This window comes from Streptomyces sp. NPDC089915 (genome assembly GCF_040684675.1).
In the GTDB taxonomy this organism is placed as follows: domain Bacteria; phylum Actinomycetota; class Actinomycetes; order Streptomycetales; family Streptomycetaceae; genus Streptomyces.
This window is the reverse complement of record NZ_JBFBGN010000129.1, coordinates 1-18,402: the sequence shown is the minus strand read 5'-3', so window position 1 is coordinate 18,402 and position 18,402 is coordinate 1. Positions and strand designations below refer to the sequence as shown.

Annotated in this window: 18 protein-coding genes; 11 read left to right on the top strand and 7 right to left on the bottom strand. The window is 74.4% G+C overall.

Annotated features, from left to right (window positions below; all coding sequences use genetic code 11):
• The first annotated feature begins 210 nt into the window (after nt 1-210).
• A complete protein-coding gene (locus AB0O29_RS28320; RefSeq protein WP_365156793.1) occupies nt 211-1,185 on the top strand; it encodes an LLM class flavin-dependent oxidoreductase in 975 nt (324 codons plus the stop codon).
• A 15-nt stretch (nt 1,186-1,200) separates the two neighbouring features.
• On the opposite strand, the gene AB0O29_RS28315 is transcribed toward AB0O29_RS28320, so the two are convergent.
• The gene (locus AB0O29_RS28315; protein WP_365156790.1) at nt 1,201-1,950 is read right to left on the bottom strand and encodes a CAP domain-containing protein; all 750 of its coding nucleotides are present in this window, start codon (nt 1,948-1,950) and stop codon (nt 1,201-1,203) included.
• Between the two features lie 457 nt (nt 1,951-2,407).
• On the opposite strand from AB0O29_RS28315, the gene AB0O29_RS28310 reads away from it, so the two are divergent.
• Nucleotides 2,408-2,980 (top strand): dihydrofolate reductase family protein, encoded by a 573-nt coding sequence (locus AB0O29_RS28310; RefSeq protein ID WP_365156787.1) that lies wholly within the window; start codon nt 2,408-2,410, stop codon nt 2,978-2,980.
• 28 nt (nt 2,981-3,008) lie between these two features.
• Nucleotides 3,009-3,968, top strand: coding sequence for an aminoglycoside phosphotransferase family protein (locus AB0O29_RS28305; protein WP_365156784.1), 960 nt, complete (start codon nt 3,009-3,011; stop codon nt 3,966-3,968).
• A gap of 41 nt (nt 3,969-4,009) precedes the next feature.
• On the opposite strand, the gene AB0O29_RS28300 is transcribed toward AB0O29_RS28305, so the two are convergent.
• On the bottom strand, nt 4,010-4,300 hold the full coding sequence (locus AB0O29_RS28300; protein ID WP_365156781.1) for a hypothetical protein: 291 nt from the start codon (nt 4,298-4,300) through the stop codon (nt 4,010-4,012).
• A gap of 314 nt (nt 4,301-4,614) precedes the next feature.
• Between AB0O29_RS28300 and AB0O29_RS28295 the strand changes: the two genes are divergently transcribed.
• The 3 genes from AB0O29_RS28295 to AB0O29_RS28285 all read left to right on the top strand — a co-directional run bounded on the left by AB0O29_RS28295 (nt 4,615) and on the right by AB0O29_RS28285 (nt 6,278).
• Entirely contained in the window at nt 4,615-5,097 is a 483-nt protein-coding gene (locus AB0O29_RS28295; protein ID WP_365156778.1) for a VTT domain-containing protein, read from the top strand.
• Between the two features lie 122 nt (nt 5,098-5,219).
• Complete coding sequence (locus AB0O29_RS28290) at nt 5,220-5,678, top strand: hypothetical protein (protein WP_365156775.1); 459 nt, start codon at nt 5,220-5,222, stop codon at nt 5,676-5,678.
• A gap of 138 nt (nt 5,679-5,816) precedes the next feature.
• Nucleotides 5,817-6,278 (top strand): nuclear transport factor 2 family protein, encoded by a 462-nt coding sequence (locus AB0O29_RS28285; protein ID WP_365156773.1) that lies wholly within the window; start codon nt 5,817-5,819, stop codon nt 6,276-6,278.
• A gap of 54 nt (nt 6,279-6,332) precedes the next feature.
• Here the strand turns inward: AB0O29_RS28285 and AB0O29_RS28280 are convergent, their stop codons facing one another.
• From AB0O29_RS28280 to AB0O29_RS28270, 3 genes are all read right to left on the bottom strand, one after another.
• Entirely contained in the window at nt 6,333-8,306 is a 1,974-nt protein-coding gene (locus AB0O29_RS28280) for a translation factor GTPase family protein (RefSeq protein WP_365156771.1), read from the bottom strand.
• 186 nt (nt 8,307-8,492) lie between these two features.
• Nucleotides 8,493-9,611: a cytochrome P450 gene (locus tag AB0O29_RS28275; RefSeq protein ID WP_365156801.1), complete on the bottom strand. Its 1,119-nt coding sequence runs from the start codon at nt 9,609-9,611 to the stop codon at nt 8,493-8,495.
• Nucleotides 9,612-9,755: 144 nt separating this feature from the next.
• Nucleotides 9,756-10,304: a rhodanese-like domain-containing protein gene (locus AB0O29_RS28270; protein WP_365156768.1), complete on the bottom strand. Its 549-nt coding sequence runs from the start codon at nt 10,302-10,304 to the stop codon at nt 9,756-9,758.
• Between the two features lie 517 nt (nt 10,305-10,821).
• Here AB0O29_RS28270 and AB0O29_RS28265 point away from each other — a divergent pair.
• The 5 genes from AB0O29_RS28265 (at nt 10,822) to AB0O29_RS28245 (ending at nt 16,588) form a co-directional block, all read left to right on the top strand.
• Nucleotides 10,822-11,937, top strand: a complete 1,116-nt coding sequence (locus AB0O29_RS28265) for an LLM class flavin-dependent oxidoreductase (protein WP_365156766.1) — start codon at nt 10,822-10,824, stop codon at nt 11,935-11,937.
• Nucleotides 11,934-12,815: an ABC transporter permease gene (locus AB0O29_RS28260; RefSeq protein ID WP_365156764.1), complete on the top strand. Its 882-nt coding sequence runs from the start codon at nt 11,934-11,936 to the stop codon at nt 12,813-12,815. Before AB0O29_RS28265 ends, AB0O29_RS28260 begins: the two co-directional genes overlap by 4 nt.
• Before the next feature lie 74 nt (nt 12,816-12,889).
• Nucleotides 12,890-13,933 carry a glycine betaine ABC transporter substrate-binding protein gene (locus tag AB0O29_RS28255; protein WP_365156761.1) on the top strand — a complete coding sequence of 348 codons (1,044 nt, stop codon included), beginning with the start codon at nt 12,890-12,892 and terminating at the stop codon, nt 13,931-13,933.
• On the top strand, nt 13,920-14,708 hold the full coding sequence (locus AB0O29_RS28250; RefSeq protein WP_365156758.1) for an ABC transporter ATP-binding protein: 789 nt from the start codon (nt 13,920-13,922) through the stop codon (nt 14,706-14,708). Before AB0O29_RS28255 ends, AB0O29_RS28250 begins: the two co-directional genes overlap by 14 nt.
• Nucleotides 14,709-15,094: 386 nt before the next feature.
• A complete protein-coding gene (locus AB0O29_RS28245) occupies nt 15,095-16,588 on the top strand; it encodes a hypothetical protein (RefSeq protein WP_365156756.1) in 1,494 nt (497 codons plus the stop codon).
• A gap of 84 nt (nt 16,589-16,672) precedes the next feature.
• Here the strand turns inward: AB0O29_RS28245 and AB0O29_RS28240 are convergent, their stop codons facing one another.
• Both AB0O29_RS28240 and AB0O29_RS28235 read right to left on the bottom strand, forming a co-directional pair.
• Nucleotides 16,673-17,425: an amino acid ABC transporter ATP-binding protein gene (locus tag AB0O29_RS28240; protein WP_365156798.1), complete on the bottom strand. Its 753-nt coding sequence runs from the start codon at nt 17,423-17,425 to the stop codon at nt 16,673-16,675.
• A gap of 23 nt (nt 17,426-17,448) precedes the next feature.
• Nucleotides 17,449-18,348, bottom strand: a complete 900-nt coding sequence (locus AB0O29_RS28235) for an ABC transporter substrate-binding protein (RefSeq protein ID WP_365156795.1) — start codon at nt 18,346-18,348, stop codon at nt 17,449-17,451.
• Nucleotides 18,349-18,402: the final 54 nt, after the last annotated feature.

Sequence of the window (18,402 nt, the reverse complement as noted above, 5' to 3'; positions counted from 1 at the left end):
GGGGGCCGAGGCGGCGGGCTCGGCCCCGGAAGGGCCGGCGGCACACCGGCCGCGGCCGGTGTGCCCGTCGCGATCGCGTCAATGTGCCCGGGCCCGCGCGGCGCCGCCGCTTACGGCGGTCGGCTCCGCGCGCGGGCCGCCCGGCTCGCCGCGTGGCGTGAAAAGGATCATCGTCGTCTTCGCCGGACGCGTGATCCCTATGCTGGCGGGATGGTCGAGATACCTCTTTCCGCACTCGAAGTCGCGATGGTCCAGACGGGCGCCCGCGCCCTGGACACCCTGCGGGACACCGCGGCCTTCGCCCAGGAGCTGGAGCGGCTGGGTTACCACCGGATCTGGTACGCCGAGCACCACCACTCCCCCGCGATCGGCGCCTTCCCGCCGGTCGTGCTCACCGCGCACGCCGCGGCCTCCACCTCGGCGATCCGCATCGGATCCGGCGGGGTCCTGGCGCCCAACCACGCGCCCCTCACGCTGGCCGAGCAGTTCGGAACGCTGGCGGCCCTGCACCCGGACCGCATCGACCTGGGCATCGGCCGCGGCCCCGGGACCTTCGACGAGACCATCGCGCGGGCGCTGCGCCGCGGGGCCGGGCCGACGACGGACGCGGAGTACCGCGACGACGTGGCCGCGACCCTGGCCTTCCTGGTCGACGAGGTGGCGCTCGGGCCGCTCCCGGAGCCCTGGCTGCTGGCCTCCAGCACCGCCGGGGCGGGCCTCGCCGCCGAACTCGGCCTGCCGGTCGCCGTCGCGCACCACATCCGGCCCGAGAACACCCGGGCGGTCCTGGAGCACTACCGGGCGGCGTTCACCCCGTCGCGCTGGTGCGAGCGGCCGCGGGTGCTGCTCTGCGTGGAGACGGTGTGCGCGGAGACGGAGGAGGAGGCCCGGTGGCTCGTCGGGCCGATGGACGTCGTCAAGGCCGGGCTCCTGAAGGGCATCAGCGACATTCCCTTCCCGACGCCCGAGGAGGCGGCCGCGCACCCGTTCACGGAGCCGGAGCGGGCGGCCCTGGCGGCCTTCCGGGCACAGCAGGCGGTCGGCACGCCCGAGGCCGTCCTCCGCCGGCTCGGGGAGCTGGCGGAGGAGACCGGGGCGGACGAGCTGATGCTCACCACGCCCGTCTACGGCCTGCGCGAGCGCGTCCGCTCGTACGAGCTGATCAGGAAGTACTCGGGGGCGTAGGACGCCTCGGGCGGATCAGCGCGCCGCGCCGAAGTCCTGCGTCCAGTACTGACCCGGCTGGGCCAGGCCGATGCCGATCTCCCGGTAGGAGCAGTCGAGGATGTTCCGCCGGTGGCCGGGGCTGTTCATCCAGCCCTCCATGACCTGTTCGGGGGTGCTGTAGCCGTAGGCGACGTTCTCGCCGTACGTCTGCCACTGGTATCCGGCCCGGGTGATGCGCTGACCCGGGTCGGAGCCGTCGGAGCCGGTGTGGGACATGTCGGCGTGGGCGGCCATGTCCGCACTGTGGTCCTGGGCCGCCTTCGTGAGCTTCGCGTTCACGGTGACGGCCGGGCAGCCGGCGGCGGCCCGCTCCTGGTTGACCAGCGCGAGGACCCGGGCCTGGGCGTCAGCCGGGGCGCCGGAGGCCTGCGGGGCCGGGGGCGCGGGCGCGGCCACCGGCGCGGCCGGGGGCGCCGCGGCCGGCACGGGCGGCGCGGGGTCGGCGGCGGGCTCGGCCGGCTGCTCGGCGACGGGCTGCGCGGGGGCCGGCGGCACGGCTGCGGGTGCCTCGACCGGTGCTTCGACCGGGGGCTCCACCCGCGGCGGCGCCTGCGTGCCGAGGAGGGAGGGGTCCTGCCGGGGCGCCGCGGCGGCCGTGTGCGCGGGACCGCCGTCCCGGGGGTCCAGGCAGGCCATGGCGGCCGTGGGAACGCCGACGATGGTCAGCGCTCCGACGGCGACGGCTATTTTCCTGTAGTGCGTCTTCTTACGGTGCTTCCTCATGCGTGACCTCACTCGGTGATCGCGAAGCTTCCGGCGCCGGACCGCGGGGCGCCGGAGGAGCCGTCATTCTGAGAAGCCCCGCGACGGGATGGCAAGCCGGACCGCGTGCGCGCCGCGCGGGCTCCGTGCCCCGGCTTGAAAGGGCCGCGCGATCGTGCATCGCCCCGCGCGGGCCACGTCGGGACCGACCTGACACACCGCCGGAACCACCTCCCATCAGCCGCGTTGGACACAGACAACTGAAAGTCGACAATTCCGTTTCCGGTGGAGTGCGATATGTCCGTGGCAAACACGGACAAAGAGCGAAATGAAGCCGCCTGAACCCCCTCCCCGAGGCCCGCCGGGCCGCCGCGCGCACTGTGTCTCATGTCACGCGATCGAAGACCGATGAGTTTCCGCGCCACCGGCAGTCAGAGATCATGTCGACCATCGCCACCCCAGACACCGAGGACCCCAGATGCGAACCCTGATCAGCACCGCTTTCATCTCGCTCGACGGCGTCGTCGAGGCCCCGGGCGGCGAGCCCGGCTACCGCAACGCCGGCTGGACCTTCAAGGACGTCGAGTTCCTCCCCGAGGCCTTCGCCATCAAGGGCGCGGAGCAGAAGGAGGCCGCGGCGATGCTGCTGGGCCGGACCAGCTACGAGGCGTTCAGCCCCGTGTGGCCCGGCATGGCCGAGTTCGCCGACTACAAGGTGATGCCGAAGTACGTCGTCTCCACCACCCTCGCCGAGGAGGACCTCGTGACGAACTGGGGCGAGACGACGATCCTGCGCTCGCTCGACGCGGTCGCCGCGCTGAAGGAGACCGAGGGCGGCCCCATCATCGTCCACGGCAGCGCCACCCTGAACCGGGCCCTCTCGGACGCCGGCCTGATCGACCGCTACCACCTCCTCGTCTTCCCCCTCCTCCTCGGCGCGGGCAAGCGGCTCTTCAGCACCACCGACAAGGACGCCCAGAAGCTCAAGCTCGTCGAGCACGAGGCCTACGCCAACGGGCTGCAGAAGCAGGTCTTCGACGTCGTCCGCTGACCTGAACCCAGTCGTCCGGGAGGGCATCGTGGGAAGTGACCGGTCTCGGTTCCCGGTCGAGGTGCCGGCGGCCCTCGCCGAATCGCTCGGCGAGCAGGGCCGACGGGCGTGGGCCGCCGGCCTGCCCGCCCTGGCCGAGGAGCTGGCCGGCCGCTGGAGCCTGCGCCCGGACGGGCCGGCGGCCCACGGGGTCGTGGCCCTCGTGCTGCCGGTGCTCCGGGCGGACGGCTCGTCCGCCGTGCTCAAGCTCCAGCCCGTCGACGAGGAGACCCGGGACGAGCCGCTCGCCCTGCGCGTCTGGGGCGCGCGCCATGCGGTCGGACTGCTGGACACCGATCCGGAGTGCGGCGCCCTGCTGCTGGAGCGTCTTGACGCCGCCCGGCCGCTCTCGGCGGTGCCCGACGCCACGACGGCCCTCACCCGTCTCTCCGAGCTGCTGGCGCACCTGTCCGCCACCGCGGCCCCCGCCGGGCTGCGCCGGCTGGCCGACATCGCCCGCGCGATGCTCGACCTGGTCCCCGCATCCGCCCGTTCGCTGCCGGATCCGTCCGAGCGGCGGCTGCTGGCCTCGTGCGCGGCCGCCATGAGGGAGGTCGTCGACGAGCCCGGCGACCGGCTCCTGCACTGGGACCTGCACTACGACAACGTCCTCGCCCCGCTTCCGTCCTCACCGGCGTCGGAACGCTCCGCGTGGCTCGCGATCGACCCCAAGCCCCTCGCCGGCGATCCGGGCTTCGAGCTGCTGCCCGCGCTGCGCAACCGGTGGGACGACGTCCTCGCCACCGGAGACGTCCCCCGGGCCGTCCGCCACCGCTTCGACCTCATGACCGACGTCGTGGGCCTGGACCGGGAGCGGGCCGCCGGATGGACGCTCGGCCGGGTCCTGCAGAACTGCCTCTGGGACATCGAGGACGGCGCCACCACGCTCCAGCCCGAGCAGACGGCCATCGCCCGGGCCCTCCTCGGCCCCGCGGCCCCGCCGGCATAGGGCGCGAGCCGGACGGCGCGCGGCTCGGGTCCGTGCGTCGCTCAGGTCCCCGGGCGGCCGGGGGCGTCGTCGGCCAGCTGGGCGATCCAGCCGTACGGGAGCTCCTCACCGTCGACGGTCACCGCCTCGACGGCCCGGCTCTCGGGGTCGATCTCGGCCCGGAGCCCCTCCCCCTCGTAGCAGGGGTAGCCGGAGACGCCGGTGGCTCCGGTCGCCACGACCCGGGCGGTGCGCAGGACCGCGTCGTGGCCCTTGGCGTCCCGGACACCGGGCGGGCCGGGGCGGAGGACGACGGTGTACCGGTCCGGGGCGGGGTGGGACGCGGGAGTCATGGCATCAGGCTAGTGACCGGATCCGCCGCCGCCCCGCAGACACGGCCTGACACGACGGCCGCCGCTTCCGCTCCCCCGCACCCTGTACCCCCACCTGCGCGTTCGGTTAGGCTTACCTTGCTTGCCGTGGGGCCCTGTAGGTTCGGGGTCCGGTGCCGCAGGTGGCGACCCATGGAACGGAACGGACAGGGGCAGGGTGCAGGTGAGAGACGGTGACCGGGCTGGTGTGCGTCGTGCGCCCGCCGTGGCGGGGCTACCCGTACGAGTGACGGAGCTCCCCGGTTCCGGACCGGGGCTCGGTTCGGGGCGTCGCCGTGGATAAGGTCGCGATCACGGCCGGAACCCTGTACGTGATCGTCCTGCTCCGTGCCGGAGGGACCTTCGCCGTCGGCTGGCTCGCCGCGGCCGGGGCCCGTCGCAGCAGGTTCGCCGAACGGATCTCCTCGTCGAAGTTCCGGCGCGCCGAACGGGCGATCCAGCGGTGGGGCTCGCCGGTGGTGGCCGTCTCGTTCCTGACCGTCGGCTTCCAGACCGCCGCCAACTTCCTCGCGGGCAGCATGCGGATGCCGCTGCCGCGCTACCTCCCCGCCCTCTTCCTGGGCGGGGCCGCCTGGGCGCTGATCTACGCGACCGCGGGGCTGGGTGTGCTCAAGGTGCTGGGCCGGCTCTTCGCCGAGCAGACGGCCCTCGGGGTGTCCGCCGTGGCCCTGCTCCTGCTCGCCGTGTGCGGCGTGGTGGTGTACCGCAGGCGAAGGGCGGCCGCGCCCTCCGGTGACACCGTCGCCGAGGAGGCGTAGGCACATCCCGCGAGGGGGTGGTGCGGGGCTGTCAAGCCACGGGTTTCCGGGCCGTGACCGGACATCGTGCCCCGGGGCCCAATGGAGACACCGGCCACCCGCCCCGCAAGGAGTCCTGCGCCATGTCGATCACGACCCGCCGCCTCGCCCCGTTCCTGATCGCCACCACCATCGCCACGGGCGGTCTCGCCCTCACCGCGTCCGCCGCGCACGCCGCGCCGGCCCGGACCGTGACCCGCGTGACCACGGACGGCGACGGCGACAACCCGTTCCTCGACGTCCTCCGCAAGTTCGGCAACCTGAGCCGGATCAACCACGACGCCGCCACCGGCGGTGACACCACGCCTCCCGGCGGTGGCGTCGGACAGGCCCCCACGGGTGGTGACGCGCAGCCGCCCACCGGCGGCGCGGGCGGAAGCGGCCACTTCCCCGGGGACGGCATATTCCAAGGTGGGATCGGCGGCGATCACGCCGCCGACACCGCCCCCACGGACGTCACCGGCGCCTCCGGCGGAGGGACGGTCCACGGCGGTGAGAGCCGGTCCGGCGACGCCCGCCCCGGCCCGATCTTCCAGAGGTGACGACGGCTGCCGCCTGGGTGTCGTACACCCGGGCGGCAGCCGTCCTGGCAGGGGGCGCCTGCTCCGCCCAGACTCGTTGCCGCGGGCCGGACCGAACTCCCGGTCCGGCTACGCCCGCCCCGCGCGAAAGGCAACCGAATGAAGACGACTACCGACACCCCCGCCGACGGCCTTCTGCGCCGGCTGCGCGCGCTCGAGGACAAGGAGGCGTTGCGCGCCCTCCTGATGCGCGGGTGGCGGGCCCTGGACCACAAGGACTGGCAGACCTGGTCCGGCTGCTGGGCACACGACGCGGTCCTGGAGTTCGGCCCCTGGGGCAGGATCAGCGGACGTGAGGCGATCAGGGAGAAGGTGGAGCGGGCCGAGGCAGGGTATCCGACGATGCAGCACCACATCCTCAACACGCATTTCGAGGTCGACGGCGACCGGGCCACCGGCATCGGTTACATGTGGTTCGTCACCGATCCCGCACCCGGCGCCCCCGCCTCCCCCCACGCCATGGGCGGACCCTACGACTGGGAGTTCCGCCGTGAAGCGCGGGGCTGGGTCGTGACGCGCCAGCGACTGGGCGTCTGGTGGACCGAGGGCACCGGGCCGTGAATCCCGCCGGCCCGGTGGCCCGGTGCCCCTGTGCGCGCAGCGGGACCCCTGCGCTCACACCCGCCGGTGCGCGTGCAGGAGGTATTCCTCTCGGTGCAGCGGATTGTGGTCCGTCCGCTCCCGGACGCGTGGGGTGCCGGCCGGGCGGTGGTGGTCGAACTCCGTCTCCAGGACGCCCGTCCCGCCGGTGAGCTCGGGCAGCTCCCGTTCCAGGCCGTGGACGCGGTCCGCCGGCAGGTGGCCCTCGACCACGCAGGAGTCGCCCCGTGTCATCGGGGTGCCCGGCAGCGCCCCGTGGCGGGCCAGGGCGAGCGCGACCGCCGGGTACGCGTCCTGCTCGAACTCCAGGCGGAACCGGTGCACCGGTTCGTGCACCGCCGTCCCGGCCCGGCGCAGCGCGGACATCAGGACGAGCGGGGTCAGGGCCCGGAAGGCGCCGGCCGTGCTGCGGATGCTGCAGAAGCCCGAGTGGGTCATGGTCACCGCGCAGTCGGGCACCCGCCAGCCGGACAGCCCCTGCCGCAGAGTGGCGTGCACGGTCTCCTCGACGGCCCGCATGTAGCCCAGCGGGAGCGAGCCGAGCTCGACCTCCCGGCGGAAGAGGACGCCGCTGCCGGCCGGCGCCGGCTCCACGCGCAGCCCGACCGTCGCCAGGAACGGGTTCCCGTCGTGGTCGAGGATCTCGTACGCCTCTCCCGTCCCCGTGACGCGCTCCACGCAGATCGGAGTCGTCTCGCGGAAGGTGACCGCGATCCCGTACTCCTCGGCGAGGGTGGCCGCGAGGACCTCCTTCTGGACCTCCCCGTAGAGGGAGACCGACGGCGCCCCGCCGTCGGGGTCCTGGCGCAGGCCGATCAGCGGGTCCTGCTCGGCGAGCTGGGCGAGGGCCGTGTGCAGGGCTCCGGCGCCGTCCGGGCCGGCCGGCGTCACGACGCTCTCCAGGGAGGGCGCGGCGAAGACGCGGCCGTACGGCCGGCCGTCGGGTTCGCGGCCCACGGCGTCCCCGATCCGGACCGTGGGCAGGCCGCGCAGGACGGCGATCTGCCCGGCCCGCGCCACCGCACGGCGCACCGCCGCGCCCCGGTCGAAGACGGCCAGGCCGGTGACCTTGTACGGGGTGCCCGAGACGGGAACGTGTGCGCGGGACCGGAGTTCGCCGCTGAACAGCCGGACGTAGGCGATCCGCTCGCCGCCCTCCGCCCGCTCCACCTTGAACACCCTTCCGGAGAGCGGTGCGCGGGCATCGCCCCGGTCGGCGGGCAGGAGTTCCCGGATGCCCTCGACGAGGCCCTCGATGCCGGCGCCGGTGATCGCCGACCCGGTGTACACCGGGTACACCCGCCCGCAGCGGGTCTGCACCGCGAGGGCGGCCCGCAGCCGCGCGTACGGGATGGAGGTCTCGTCGCGCACGTACGCGCCGAGCAGGTCGTCGTCGTGGGCGGTGAGCACGTCGAGGAGGCGCCCGGCGAACGTGGTGTCGTCTCCGGCGGACACGGCGATCCGTGCCTGCTTCGTGCCGAGGCCGGCGGTGACCCGTCCCATGGGGATGACGGGCACGGCGAGCCGGTGCTCGATCTCCCGCAGGACGCGGGCGACGTCGGCGCCGGCCCGGTCCGCCTTGTTGACGAACAGCAGGGTGGGGATCGAGAGCCTCCGCAGCGTGCGCATCAGGACGCGGGTCTGCGGCTGTACGCCCTCGACGGCGGAGACGACCAGCACGGCGCCGTCCAGGACGCCGAGGACGCGTTCCACCTCGGCGATGAAATCGGGGTGGCCCGGGGTGTCGATCAGGTTGACGGAGACCGCCGAATCCCCTTCGCCGAGCGGGAAGTTGACCACGGCCGACTTGATGGTGATGCCGCGGCGGCGTTCGAGTTCCAGGCTGTCCGCCCGGGTGTTGCCGGCGTCGACGCTGCCGATCTCGCCGATGACCCCGGCCGCGTACAGCAGCCGTTCGGTCAGGCTGGTCTTACCGGCGTCGACGTGGGCGAGGATGCCCAGGTTCAGCGTGCGTGGCGTGGGTTGCACAGAGCGTCATGTCCTTCAGGTGGATGATCGTTCCTTTCACGGGGGACATGTACGGTCGGCGCATCGGTCGGCTCCTTGACGGCTGCGGGCACTGGGCTTTCCCCGGCACGTTCGCATACGGGTGGCGGGCCCGCCACGGGTTTTCGGTGCGGCCCGGTCGGGGCGGGTGGGCCTAGGCGGGTGGGCCTAGGGCGTGACGGGGAGCGCGGCCAGGCCCCGGACGAGGCGGGTGCGCCGCCACTCCAGCCGCTCGGGCGGTACGGCCAGGCGGAGGGCCGGGAAGCGGGTCAGCACCGCGCGCAGGACGGTCTCCAGTTCGGCCTTGGCCAGGGGGGCGCCGAGGCAGCGGTGGATGCCGTGGCCGAACGCGAGATGGGCGGCGGCGTCGCGGTCCGGGTCGAGGTGGTCCGGAGCCGGGAAGCGGGCCGGGTCGCGGTTGGCGGCCCCCAGCGACACCAGGACGGGCGCGCCGGCGGGAATGTCGGTGCCGCCGAGGGTGACGGGCCGTGTGGTGAAGCGGAAGGTGGCCGTGCTCACGGACGGGTCGAAGCGCAGGAGTTCGTCGAGCGCGCCGGGGATCCCGTCCGGGTCCCGCCGGAGGCGTTCGCCTACGGCCGGGTGCAGGAGGAGCGCGAGGAGGGCGTTGCCGAGTGCGTTGGTGGTGGTCTCGTGGCCGGCCACGAGCAGCAGCACGGCCAGGGAGACCAGTTCCTCCTCGTCGAGGCGGTCCGCTCCGTCGCGGGCCGCGATGAGCCGGTCCAGGAGCGAGTCGCCGGGGTCGCGCCGCTTGGCGGCGATGAGGTCCGTCATGTAGCCGGCGATGGCGTGCGAGGCCGCGTCGATGACGTCGGGCTCGCCGGCCGCGAACAGCTCCGCGGACCAGCGCCGGACGTCGGACCGGTCGGCCTGTGGCACTCCGAGCAGCCGGCAGATCACGATGACCGGGAGCGGCACCGCCAGCCGGGCGACGAAGTCGAACGGTTCACCGGCCGGGCACCCGTCCAGCAGCTCGTCGGTGACCCGGGCGATGTAGGGGCGCAGCTCCTTGACGGCTCCGGTCGTGAACGCCTTGGTCACCAGCCTCCGCAGCCGGGTGTGCCGGGGCGGGTCGGTGGCCAGCATGGTGTGGGCTACCGCCGGATGGAGGCGGCGGCCCGACTCCCTCCCCGCGAAGAAGGCGGCCGTGTCCTTCGAGAGCCGGGGGTCGCCGAGGGCTTCCCGGGCCTCCGCGTAGCCGGTGACCAGGTAGTTGACGCGGCCGCCGGACCCGGTGGGCACGGCCTGTACCGGGCACGCGGACCGCATGGCCGCGTACGCGGCGTACGCGGCGTAGGGGTGCGTGAGGGCGGCGCCCTCCGTGCTGAGGGGTTTCAGCCCCGACACCCCCTTCGTACGACCCGTCCTGACCCCTCATAAAGTAGCCGGTCGGAGCGGCCGGGGCGGCCGCGCTCACACGCCGGGCCGCGCGCCGCGGCGGTTGAAGGGGAGCCTGCCCAGGACCACCGCCATGCCGCAGGTGTCGGTGACGGCGGAGAACACCAGGCCCCCGGCGACGGCGGCCGACAGCAGCTGCAGGGCCGGGTGTACGAGGAGCCCGAGGAGCAGGCCGGTCAGCACGAGACCTCCCGCGGTGAAGCGGACCTGCCGCTCCAGCGCCCAGACGGCCCGTGCGGGCCCGGCGGGGCGCTCCAGCGGGTGGCCCGCGGCCGCCCACGCCCGGGTGCCGCCGGTGAGGCCGGAGGCGGCGATGCCGTGGACGGCCAGCTCCGTGACGGCCTTGTCCGCACGCGCTCCGGAGGCGCACACGATGAGGAGGGGCGCCCGCCCGGCGGCCTCCCGCAGTTCCGGTGCGCTCTGCGCGAGCCGGTCGAAGGGCACGTTGAGGGCGCCCGGCAGGTGGCCGGTCGCGAACTCGCCGGGGGTGCGGACGTCGACGACGGTCAGCGCGCCGAGGCGCGGCTGCGCCTCGGCGACCGCCACTGCGCGGGAAACGGTCATAGCGGAACGCGTCCTTGCGGAGGGAGGGACGAGGGAGGGGGCCGGCCGCCTCCACGAGGGGGCGGGACGGGCCGGAGGTGAGGCACTCTGCCAGGGCTGCCGGGGACGGAGGGAGCCCGCGCCCGGGAACTCACCCGACTGCCACGAACACGACACGTTGCGGCAACAACTCCCCTGCGGAGCAATGCGCGTCCGCGATGCGGAACGTTGAGGTCCAGCATTCGGACGGTTCTTGCGTGGCGCCGGACGCGCCGACAGGATGCGGCCATGGCCCCCGTACTCGTATCGCGTCGTCACGTGGATCTGCTGCGTGTATCGACCATGCTGTGTCGGGCCGCCGTCTCCCGTGCGCCCGGCTGTTGATCCGCTGATCCGCCGCTTCTGACTGCGCACGGACCGCAGTCCGTTCCCCACGCGTTCCACAACGCTTCCCTCCCGCGTGTGTACACGTGTCACCATCCTGCATCCTGCGATGGCGACGCCACGTGTCATGCCGCCGCGTCGACGAGGTCCTCCCATGCCCCACCACCCCCTCCTGCTCCACTGGTTCCTGCCCACCGGCGGGGACGGCCGCGATCCGGGCGGTGTCACCGCCGTCCAGGGCCGCACCCGGGCCGCCACCCGGCGGCCCGCGGACATCCCCTATCTGGCACAGGTGGCGCGCGCCGCCGAACAGGCCGGATTCCACTCGCTGCTCACCCCCGTGGGACTCGGCTGCGCGGATCCCTGGATCCTCACCGCCGCGCTCGCGCAGCACACCACCCGCATCGGCTTCCTCGTCGCGTTCCGCGCCGGTTTCGCCAGCCCCACCCTGCTCGCCCAACAGGCGGACGCCTTCCGCCGGTTCGCCGGAGGCCGGCTCGCGCTGAACGTGGTGACCGGCGGCGATCCCGCCGAACAGCGCGCGTACGGGGACCGGCTGGAGCACGACGCCCGCTACGCCCGGACCGAGGAGGTGATGACGGTCCTGCGCACCCTGCTGGAGGGCGGAACGGCCGATCACGACGGCGCCCACCTGCGGATCGAGGGCGCCCGCCTGGCCGATCCGGAACTGCGCCACCCGGTGCCCCTCTACTTCGGCGGGGCGTCCCGCGCCGCCGAGGAGGTCGCGGTACGGCAGGCAGACGTACAGCTGCTGTGGGGCGAGCCGCCCGCCGCCGTCGCCGCGCGCGTCGCCCGGCTGCGCGAGCGGGCCGGTGCGGCCGGCCGCACCCTGCGCTTCGGCCTGCGGCTGCACGTCATCAGCCGGGACACCTCCACCGAGGCCTGGGCGGAGGCGGACCGGATCCTCTCCGGGATCGATCCCGAGGCCGTACGGGCCAGCCAGGAGCGGTTCGCCGCGATGGACTCCACCGGGCAGGCCCGGATGACGGCGCTGCACGGCGGGCTCGCGGACGCCGCACGCCTCACGGTCGCACCGAACCTGTGGGCGGGAATCGGCCTGGTCCGCGAGGGCGCCGGGACCGCCCTGGTCGGCTCGCACGACGAGGTGGCCGCGCGCCTCGCCGAGTACCGCGCCCTGGGCATCGACGAGTTCGTCCTCTCCGGCTACCCGCACCTGGAGGAGGCGTACCGGGTCGGCGAGGAGGTCGTCCCCCGGCTGCGCGCCCTGACGGGGGCGGACGCCGTATGACGGCCCTCACGCGGACGGCGGCGGAACCGGACCGCCTCCCGGCGCCCGGACCGGATCCGGCCGCCGTCCCGTCCCCCCGCCACCGCCGGCTGCGCGAGGCGCTGCGCCGGGGCGGGCTGCGGAGCCTGGCGCTCGCGGTGCTCCTCGCCGCCTGGCAGGCGGTGGTGTCCGCCGGGGTGTGGCCGCGGGTCCTGGTCCCCTCGCCCGGCGAGGTGTGGCGGCAGTTCGTACTCGCCTCCACCGTGCACGACGGGGTGCGGGGCCACGGCGGCCACCTGCTGATCGAGCACCTGGGCGTGAGCCTGGGCAGGATCGCCATCGGCTCGGCGTACGCCGTGCTGGCCGGCGTGCCGCTGGGCCTCCTGATCGGTACGGTCCGGCCGCTGGCCGTCGTCCTGGAACCGGCGGTGACCTTTCTGCGGACGCTGCCCCCGCTGGCGTACCTCTCGCTGCTCGTCATCTGGTTCGGCATCGACGAGGCGCCGAAGATCTGGCTCCTGGTGATCGCGGCCCTGCCGCCGATCGCCGCGGCCACCGCGGCGGCGGTGCGCACGGTCCCCGGCCAACTCGTCGAGGCGGCGCGGGCCCTGGGGTCGGGGCCGGTGGCGCTGCTGCTGTCCGTGCGGCTGCCGTCGGCCCTGCCCGAGATCCTCACGGGCATCCGCATCGCCGTCGGCGTCGCCTACACCTCGGTCGTGGCGGCGGAGACCGTCAACGGCGTGCCCGGTATCGGCGGCATGATCCGCGACGCCCAGCGCTACAACCAGACCGCGCTGGTGATCGCGGGCATCCTCGCCGTCGGCCTGTCCGGGATCGTGCTGGACACCCTCCTGCGGATCGTCGAGCGCGTCGGCGTGCCGTGGCGCGGCCGCACCTGACCCGCCCCCCTCCTCCCTCCCCTCCCTCTCCTCTCCCTCCTTCACCTCGTCCGACCTCAGACCGGAGTCCTTCCATGCCCGCTCGCCCGTCCCGCCGCACCCTCCTGCTCGCCGCGGCCGTCGCCCTGACCACCGCCACCGCCACGGCCTGCGGGGGTGGCGGCGGTCCGGCCGGCGGCTCGGCCGGGCGGACCACCGTGCGGATCGCCTACCAGGCGATACCCAACGCCGACCTGGTGGTGAAGAACCAGCGGCTCCTGGAGAAGGCGCTCCCCGACGTGGACGTGAAGTGGGTGAGGTTCGAATCCGGCGGCGACGTCAACACGGCCGTCATCGCCGGGGCCGTCGACCTGGGCCTGGCCGGGTCGAGCCCCGTCACCAAGGGCCTGTCCGCTCCGCTGGACATCCCGTACAAGGTGGTGTGGATCCACGACCTGATCGGCGACAACGAAGCGCTCGTCGCCCGGTCCGGGATCGGCTCGGTCAAGGACCTGGCGGGCCGGAAGGTGGCCACCCCGTTCGGTTCGACCGCCCACTACTCGCTGCTCGCCGCGCTGGCAGCCGCCGGTGTCGAGCCCTCGGCCGTGCAGACCGTCGACCTCCAGCCGCAGGACGCGCTCGCCGCGTGGAAGCGCGGGGACATCGACGCCGCCTACGTGTGGACGCCGACGCTGAGCGAACTGAAGAAGGACGGCAAGGTGCTCGTCACGAGCCGTGAACTGGCCGGGCAGGGCAAGCCCACCGCCGACCTGGGCGTGGTCACGAACGCCTTCGCCGCCAAGCACCCGGAGGTGGTCACCGCCTGGATCAAGGCCCAGGACGCGGCCGTCGCGCAGGCCCGCACGGCCCCCGACGAGGCCGCGAGGTCCATCGGGGCCGAGCTCGGCCTTCCGGCGGAGGAGGCGAAGCGGCAGCTGTCGGAACTGGTGCTGCTCAGCGCGAAGGAGCAGGCCGGCCCCGACTACCTGGGCACGCCGGGCGCCCCCGGGAGGCTGGCGGCGAACCTGCACGACGCCGCCGTGTTCCTCAAGGGGCAGAAGGCGGTCGACGCCGTGCCGGACGAGGCCGCCTTCGGCCGGGCGCTCGCGGTGGAGGAGCTCGGCCGTGCCGCGAACTGACGCACCGCAGGCCCGGGAGGCGGTCGTCGACCTGGCGGACGTCTCGGTCCGGTACGGGTCCGCCCGGCAGCCGGTCACGGCGCTCGAGGGCGTGGACCTGCGCGTCCTGGCGGGCGAGTTCGTCGTCCTGGTCGGACCCTCGGGCTGCGGCAAGACCAGCCTGCTGCGCGTGGTCGCGGGCTTCGAGCGGCCGGCCTCGGGCCGTGCCCGGGTCCGGGGCGAGACGCCCCGGCCGGGCGCGGGGGCCGGGGTGGTGTTCCAGCAGCCCCGGCTGTTCCCCTGGCGCACGGTGGGCGGGAACCTGTCCTTCGCGCTGGCCCGGTTCGGGGTGCCGCGCGGCGAACGGCCGCGCCGGATCGCCGAGTTGCTGGAGCGGGTGGGACTGCCCGGCACGGCGGGCCGGCGGACGTGGGAGCTGTCGGGCGGCCAGCAGCAGCGGGTCGCGCTGGCCAGGGCTCTGGCGGCGGAGCCCGAACTCCTGCTCATGGACGAGCCGTTCGCCGCGCTCGACGCCCTGACGCGGGAGCGGCTCCAGGAGGAGGTCCGCACCCTGGCCGGGCGGCTCGGCACGACGGTGCTGTTCGTCACCCACTCCGCGGAGGAGGCGGTCCTGCTGGGTTCCCGGGTGCTCGTCATGGCGGCGGGGCCGGGCCGGGTGGTGGCGGAGCTGCCGGTGGGGCTGCCCCGGGGGCCGGGCACGGACGTCCCGGCACTGCGGGCCTCGCCCGAGTTCGCCCGGCTGCGCGGGCGGCTGGCGGAGACCATGCGCGGATGAGGGGTGGGACGGGCGCGCACCGGTGGGGTGTGCCCCCGTCCGCCGCCCCGGCGCGGCGGGGCGGCGGGGCTTTCAGCGGCCGCGTGTTGCCCTTGTGCTGCGGGAACGTGAACAGGATGAACAGGCCGTGGCGGTCGGCCCCGGAAAGATCCGGATCGCGCGAACGGCGGCTAACGTCCACGTCAGAGCCGTTCCGGGGGTGATCGCCACCCGGACCGAGGGCCCGGCCGCACCATCGGCCGCCGCCGTGCCGGCCGGCCGTGCGGCGCCGGGCACCCACCCGCCGCGCTCGCCGCGGCCGGCCCCGCTCCGGGGCGTCGCGCCCCGTTCGCCGCCCCGCCCGCCGGGCGGCCGTTCCCTCCGCCTTCCTTCCCGAGGACACCCTGATGCCGTTCTCCCCGCCCACGGGCGGGCGCCTCGCCGCGCTCGCCCTCTCCCTCGTCGTGGCCCTCGGCTCCGGCGGCCTGACCGCGGCCCCCGCCTCGGCCTCGGCCCCGGCCTCGGCCCCGGCCTCGGCCCCCGGCCCCGCCTCCCCGTACGGCCCGCAGGCACCGCAGAACCCGTTCACCGCGGCCAACGGAGCCGCGACCATGCACGGCGACAGCGCCTCCAGCGGCACCACCGCCTACCCCGGGCCGGGCACCTCCGGCATCGACTACTCGCGGACGGCGCTGGCCTCGGCCTGCCCGACCGTCGTGGTGGGCGGTGACGGGTACGTGATCGCCCTGCGCACCACCATCTTCGGCCGGACTCCGACCGTCCACCTGCTCGACCCCGGCACCGGGGCCGACCTCGCCTCGCTCGCCCTGCCCAAGGGCAGTCTCTTCGGCGGTGTCTACGCCTACCTGGACAACGCGGACCGGCTGGTCGTCGTCGACGGGAACAACGCCCTCGTCCGCGTCGGCCACCACCGGACCGGTTCCGGCTGGGAGCTGCGGATCGACCAGTCCACCCCGCTGGGCGACGCCGTGCCCGCCGGGGACGACATCGTGGGCCTGACCCCCGACTGGGAGGGCCGGGTCTGGTTCGCCACGAGCGGCGGGGTGATCGGGACCGTCGACACGACCGCCGGCACGGTGCGGAGCATCAGCACCGGCGAAGGCGTCCAGAACAGCATCTCGACCGTCCCCGGCCGTACGGCCGTCGCCACCGACCACGCCCTCTACCTGCTGTCCGCCGCCCCCGACGGCACCCCCGTCGTGGACCGGCGGACCCCTTACGACCGGGGTCCGGGGCGCAAGCCGGGCCAGCTCAGCTGGGGCACGGGCACCACCCCCGCCTTCTTCGGGCCGGAGCGGGGGACCGAGTACGTCGCCATCGTGGACAACGCCGCCCCGCACGCGAACCTGCTCGTCTACCGGGCGGCCGGCGGCCCGGATCCGGTGTGCCGGATCCCGGTGCTGACCGGGTACGCCCGCAGCGGCACCGAGGACGCCGTCATCGCCTCCGGCCGCAGCGTCTTCGTCACCAACACCTACGGATACCCCTACCCGGCGCTGCCCGAGGGGGCGCCCGCGAGCCAGCCGGCCTCCGCGGACTTCGACGGGGGTCTGAGCCGGATCGACGTCAATGCCGAGGGGACGGGCTGCTCCGTGGTGTGGAACAGCCCGGTGAAGTCGGCGGCGCTGCCCCGGCTCTCCCTGGCCGACGGGAAGATCTACACGGTCTCCGTCACCGGGCCGACCGGCAGCGCGGGCCTCAACACCTTCGCCCGCTACCACCACTCGGTCATCGACCCGGCCACCGGAGCCCAGCTCACCAGCTCCTTCCTCGGCATCGGGCTGGTCTACAACCCGCTCCAGATGCGGGGCACGGCCGCCCCGGACGGCACCCTCTACCAGGGCACCGAGACCGGGGTGGTGCGCATCTCGCGGCGCTGACCGGGACGCCCCGTACTCCTCGGCGCCGTGCCGGACCGGCCCGTCGGCCCCCGCGGCCGGCGGGCCGGTCCGCTTCGCGGGCGGTCAGACGGCCTTGGAGAGGAAGGCCCGGGTGCGCGGGTGGCTCGGGTGGTCCAGTACGGAGGCGGGCGGGCCCTGTTCGACGACGGCCCCGCCGTCCATGAAGACGACGGTGTCGGCGACCTCGCGGGCGAAGCCGATCTCGTGCGTCACGACGATCATGGTGGTTCCGGCGCGGGCGAGGTCCTTGATCACGTCCAGGACCTCGCCGACCAGCTCCGGGTCGAGCGCCGAGGTCGGCTCGTCGAAGAGCAGCACCTTGGGTTCGAGGGCGAGCGCCCGGGCGATGGCCACGCGCTGCTGCTGGCCGCCGGACAGCTGTCGCGGATAGGCGTCGGCCTTGTCGGAGAGGCCGACCCGGCCGAGCAGCCGGCGGGCCGTCGCCTCCGCCTGCGCCCGGGGACGCCGCAGCGCGGAGACCGGGGCCTCGACCAGGTTCTCCAGGACGGTCAGGTGCGGGAAGAGGTTGAAGTTCTGGAAGACGAACCCGATGCGGGTCCGCTGTCTCAGCACCTCCTTCTCCTTCAGCTCGTAGAGCCTGCCCCGGGACCTGCGGTAGCCGATGAGCTCGCCGTCCACGCTGATCCAGCCCCGGCTGACCTTCTCCAGGTGGTTGATGGTGCGCAGCAGGGTGGACTTGCCCGAGCCGGAGGGGCCGAGGATGACGGTGACCTCGCCGGCGCTGACCGTCAGGTCGATGCCGCGCAGCACCTCCAGCGGTCCGAAGCTCTTGTGGACTCCGCGCACGTCGACCATGACGTCGTTCACGGGTTCTCTCCTCACGGGTGCTCGGCCGGGTTGATCTGCGAGGTCTCGATCGCGGAGGCGGTGGTGCCCCACTTCTTGAGGATCGCGGCGTAGGTGCCGTTCCCGACCAGCTCGTTGACGGCCGCCTGGACGGCGGGGGTGAGCGGGGAGTCCTTCTTGAAGGCGAAGCCGACGTCGAGGCGGTGGTACTCGCCCAGGAAGGTGGTCTTGGCGGCGGGCTGCGCGGCCTGGTGGCGCAGCCCGTTGATCGTCGACATGACGACGTCGATGCGGCCCTGCTGGAGGGCGGTGGTGACGGCGCCGGGGTCGGAGAAGACCTTGACCTCGTACGGCTTCCGGCCGGCGGCGGCGCACACGCCCCGCTGTGCGGTGAGGGTCTTCTCGAAGGTCGTGCCCGCTCCGGTGCCGACGGTCAGCCCGCACAGCTGGACGAGGTCGGTGACCGGTGTGGTGAGCCGGGTGCTGCCCGTCTTGACCGCGAAGCCCTGGCCGTCGTTGATGTAGGTGACGAAGTCGACGGCCTTCAGCCGTTCGGCGGTGACGCCGAAGTTGCCCGTGCCGAGGTCGTACTTGCCGCTGCCGAGGGCGGGCAGGATCGTCTCGAAGGAGGCCCCCTGCCGTTCCAGCCTCACGCCGAGCACCTTGGCGACCGCGTCGGCGATGTCGATGTCCTGGCCCGCGGGCGGCTTGTCCTGCCCGTTCGGGTAGTAGGCGGAGGGCGGCGATCCGATGGAGCTGCCGATCCTGAGGGTGCCGGCCCGGCGGACGTCTGCGGGGAGCAGGGAGGCGACCGCGTCCACGGTCCGTACGCCGGCCACCGGGTCGCCGGCCGGTGCGGACGCGGCCTGGGCGCCCGCCGGTACCGCGGCCGTGCCACCGGAGCCGCAGCCGGTCAGTGTCAGCAACGGCAGGAGGGCCAGTGCGGCGGCGGCGCGCCGGAGGGCGGGAGGCCGGGTGCCGGCGAG